The organism is Methylomonas sp. BG-2 (genome assembly GCF_057766305.1).
Map to the genome: position 1 here is coordinate 1 of NZ_JBYMAP010000308.1, position 3,795 is coordinate 3,795.

Genomic DNA, 3,795 nt, shown 5'->3' on the forward strand with positions numbered 1-3,795 from the left:
TTTTGGGAGCGCTCGCCGTTTGCGCTGGGCGTCGTTAACAATTTCATGGCGGGTAAGCGTCTGACATCGCGGTGTAAACCAACATGGCGGCGGTACCCGCCTCGCGGGCATGAGCTGGGCCGGCGTCGCTGAAAACGGCTAAAGCCGATCATTCTCAATCAATTCAAAACCAAGGAAATTCAGTATGAACGATGCATTACGCGCCGCGATCGCGGCCGGCTTGGCACTGGCCGCGATCGGTTCGGCCCAGGCCAATACCCTCAGTGTCAACGGCACGCTGTTTTTGCAAGCGGGCGGCACCAGCTTCGATACCTGGAAGGTAGCGATGACCACCGCCGGTAGCTTTAGCGTCGATGTACTGGCCTACGAGGCATCGCAAAGCAACACCTCGACCGCCGGCTATTTCGCGGCCGATCTGAACGGCGACGGCGAATTGACCTGGCTGGATCCGGACACCCACTGGTATTTGGACGACGGTTCGGCGAGCCTGACCGCCGCCAACCACTTGGCCCGTTGCGACGACATCGCCAACAATTGCGCGACCGTCAATACCGCCACGATCAGTCTGGCCACCCGCACCCAAGCCCAGGGCGCGGCGGACGGTTCCATCCATTTCCGCCGCGATCCGGCCTTCGATATCACGCTGGCCGCCGGCAATTACCGATACGTGATGTCGGACTACCGCCTGACCGACGCGGAAGCCGCGGCCGGCATCAACTCCGGCGATACCTTCTCGGCGCCGGGCGGCTTCGTCGGCCCGATACTCGATCACGGTGATTACCGGGTTACCTTTAGCTCGGATACTCTGCATTTCGCGGTCAGCGGCGATACCATCACCGTTTCGCAAGTGCCGCTTCCCGGCGCGGTCTGGTTGTTCGGCGGCGTTTTAGCCGGTTTCGGCGTGTCGGTTCGGCGCAAGGCGCTCGCGGCTTAAACTCGCCGGGCCTTGCTTGGCAACACGGGAGCGGCCGCGCCGGCCCTCCCGTTTCGGCGTTTGTCGGTTATCCTAAAAAACGCAGTCGAGCATATCAAAATCCCGTTCGCCCTGAGCCAGTCGAAGGGTAGGCGGGGTTTTGATATGCTCACCAAATGGGTTGGCGTGTGGAAACCGCTCATGGTTCGACAGGGCTCTCCTGAGCGTAGCCGAAGGGCTCACCACGAACGGTTCCCACACGCCTCAACTGACTTTTTTAGGGTTATGATGCCGGCTCCGCGTTTACCACGATTGATAATGACGACACCCGCCCCGGCCAAATCCGGTCGTAACGATCCCTGTCCGTGCGGCAGCGGTAAAAAATTCAAACATTGTTGCGCCGAGCTGGCGGAGTCCGCGACGGGCGAATCCGACCTGATGCAACTGTTGGAAACCGCCCGCTACCACGCCTATCAACGCCGCGACTTTCTCGCCGCCGAACAGGCGTATCGGCAAGTGCTGGCGATCAAGCCCAATCAGGCCGAAGCGTTGGCCGGCGTCGGCCAGGGCCTGTGCTGGCGGCATCGACTCGCCGAGGGCAAGCAGTATCTGGCCAAGGCCGCCAAGGCCATGCTGCGCCAACCGGAAAAAATCGACGGCAAGGTTTTGTTGGAATTCGCCGAACAAATGCAAATGTGGGGCGACATCGAGTCGGCCTTGCAATTGGCCAGGGTCGCCGCCAAGCGTATGCCGGCCAGCGCATCTGCGCAATATGCGATCGCGGCCTGTCTGCACCGCTTGAACCACACCGACCAAGCCATCGCCCAGATGCAGAAAGTCTTGCAACTGGCGCCGAACGATGCCGGCTGCCAAATCCTGATGGCCCTTCTGGAAATCGACAAGAAACGGATAGACGACGCCGGCCGGCGTCTGGAGCGTATCGTTGCGAATGAACAAAACAGCGGGCAGTTGGCGCGGGCCTGCCTGGAGCTGTCCAAGGTCTACGATAAACAACAGCGCCACGCCGAAGCCTTCGACCTGTTCTCGCGGGCCGGCGAGTTGACGGCGGCTAGCCCGGAGGCCCGGAATGTGGACGCCAGCTATCTGTTCGACCAGATCGCGTTATTCAAACAAGGTTACGACGATGCCTTGCTCGGACGCTGGCGGGTCGCCGACTTTGCCGACGACTTGCCGATTCCTGCATTCTTAATCGGTTTCTTGCGCTCCGGTACCACACTGACCGAGCAAGTGCTGGCCGCGCATCCCGAGGTGATGACCTCGGACGAAAACCGCTTGATCGAGGAATTGACGCGTGAGCTGGCGGCAACGACCGGCATCGCCGGCGATACGCCGGCCGCGCTGAAGGTCCTGGATATTGACGGCGCCCGCCGCTTGCGGGCGTTTTACTGGCAACGCGCCGCCGAGGAGTTCACGCCGGCCGCGTTGAAAAAGCGCTTCGTCAATAAGGTGGCCCTGAACAGCATCGAAACCGGTTTGATCGCCACCTTGTTTCCGGAAGCAAAAATCCTGTTTGCGTTGCGCGATCCGCGCGATGTCTGCCTGAGCTGCGCGATGCAATCGTTCGCGTTGGCGCCCGCCACCGTCAATTTGCAGTCCTGGCAAGGCATTGCCCGCCAGTACGCGGCGGTGATGGATTTATGGCTGAGCCTGCGCGACCGCATCGCGCCGGACTATCTGGAATTACGCTACGAGGACGTGGTAGACGACTTCGAAGCCAGCTTTCGGCGGGTATTCGAGTTGTTGGGCGTCGAATGGCGCCCGGAAGTGCGACGCTTCCACGAGCGTTCGGCCGGCCGTTACGTGGCCACGCCCAGCTTCGCGGCGGTGTCTCAGCCGATTTACCGTAGCGCCGTCGCCCGCTGGCACGGTTACCAAGCCCAAATTCAAGCCATCCTGCCGCTGTTGGAACCTTATCTCAAGGCCTTCGGTTACGCCTGATCCTCTTCCGTAGGCCGAAGCCGTTACCGCGCAACGGCTTCGGCACTAAGCGCTTGACACCGCCCAGGCCAATCATGGGCAGCGCTCCACCATCTTTTCGTTACAACCGGTCGCGACTTTATCCCGTCGAATAGCACGGTTAACTCCTGCGATCATCGCGGCGTGCGCTGCTGCTAAGTTGTTGGAATTTCAATTATTCTTGCTGCCTAATCAGCAGCCTATCAGCATGTATATCTGATTTATAGATTTTTATTTCAAATTATATCGTTTTTAATCGAATAACCCCGCTCTTATCATCTCCCCAACGTCGCCGGCTGGAGCCGGCAACGGAGCATTCAATACTGTCCCAGTCCACCACCTCGGGGAGGCGATATGGCTATCGAATTTAATCAACGTTCGGCCGCTAACGAAGGCTGCGCGGATATCGCGCGGCAAATCGCGGCGATGCTCAAAGACATCCGCTTCGGCTCCATCGAAGTGGTCGTGCACGACGGCAGGGTCGTGCAGATCGATAAGCGCGAACGGTTTCGGATCAATCCGACCAAAGAGACGACTTGATTCGAACCTCGCGCCAATAAGGCCGTTAGGCCCAATAATAAGCGGCGGCTGCTGGACATCGGTCGTCAACACCACTTTGTTACTCTTAGGTATCACTATGAAACATCGTCTACTCCGCGCCGGCTCGATGGGTGCGTTAGGCCTGCTGTTGGCGGGCCCGGCCTCGGTGCTGGCCGAGGATTATTACGTCAAGACCAAGGGCTACCGGGTCGAACCGGAACCCGATCCACCGAGCTATGTCCGCAATCTGAGCAAAACTCAGTTTGAGGAGTTCCGCGACGTGAAATGGTTGGATGTCGGTCTGGATTTTCGGACCCGTTACGAATACCGCGAGAACGATTACCGGCCGACCGGTACCCGCTACC

The 3,795-nt window shown here is 59.6% G+C and carries 3 protein-coding genes and 1 pseudogene; all 4 read left to right on the forward strand.

The window, feature by feature from the left end; translation table 11 throughout:
- Positions 1–184: 184 nt before the first annotated feature.
- Entirely contained in the window at positions 185–934 is a 750-nt protein-coding gene (locus tag AC3B8H_RS19240) for a hypothetical protein (protein WP_488443137.1), read from the forward strand.
- A gap of 297 nt (positions 935–1,231) precedes the next feature.
- Positions 1,232–2,872 carry a sulfotransferase gene (locus AC3B8H_RS19245; RefSeq protein WP_488443138.1) on the forward strand — a complete coding sequence of 547 codons (1,641 nt, stop codon included), beginning with the start codon at positions 1,232–1,234 and terminating at the stop codon, positions 2,870–2,872.
- Positions 2,873–3,244: 372 nt separating this feature from the next.
- Complete coding sequence (locus AC3B8H_RS19250) at positions 3,245–3,430, forward strand: YezD family protein (protein WP_488443139.1); 186 nt, start codon at positions 3,245–3,247, stop codon at positions 3,428–3,430.
- 97 nt (positions 3,431–3,527) lie between these two features.
- Positions 3,528–3,795, forward strand: a pseudogene (locus tag AC3B8H_RS19255) (hypothetical protein); the annotation flags it as partial.

Coding starts and splice junctions, on each gene's coding strand:
- AC3B8H_RS19240 (WP_488443137.1), top strand. CDS start 185: ATGAACGATGCATTACGCGCCGCGATCGCGGCCGGCTTGGCACTGGCC.
- AC3B8H_RS19245 (WP_488443138.1), top strand. CDS start 1,232: ATGACGACACCCGCCCCGGCCAAATCCGGTCGTAACGATCCCTGTCCG.
- AC3B8H_RS19250 (WP_488443139.1), top strand. CDS start 3,245: ATGGCTATCGAATTTAATCAACGTTCGGCCGCTAACGAAGGCTGCGCG.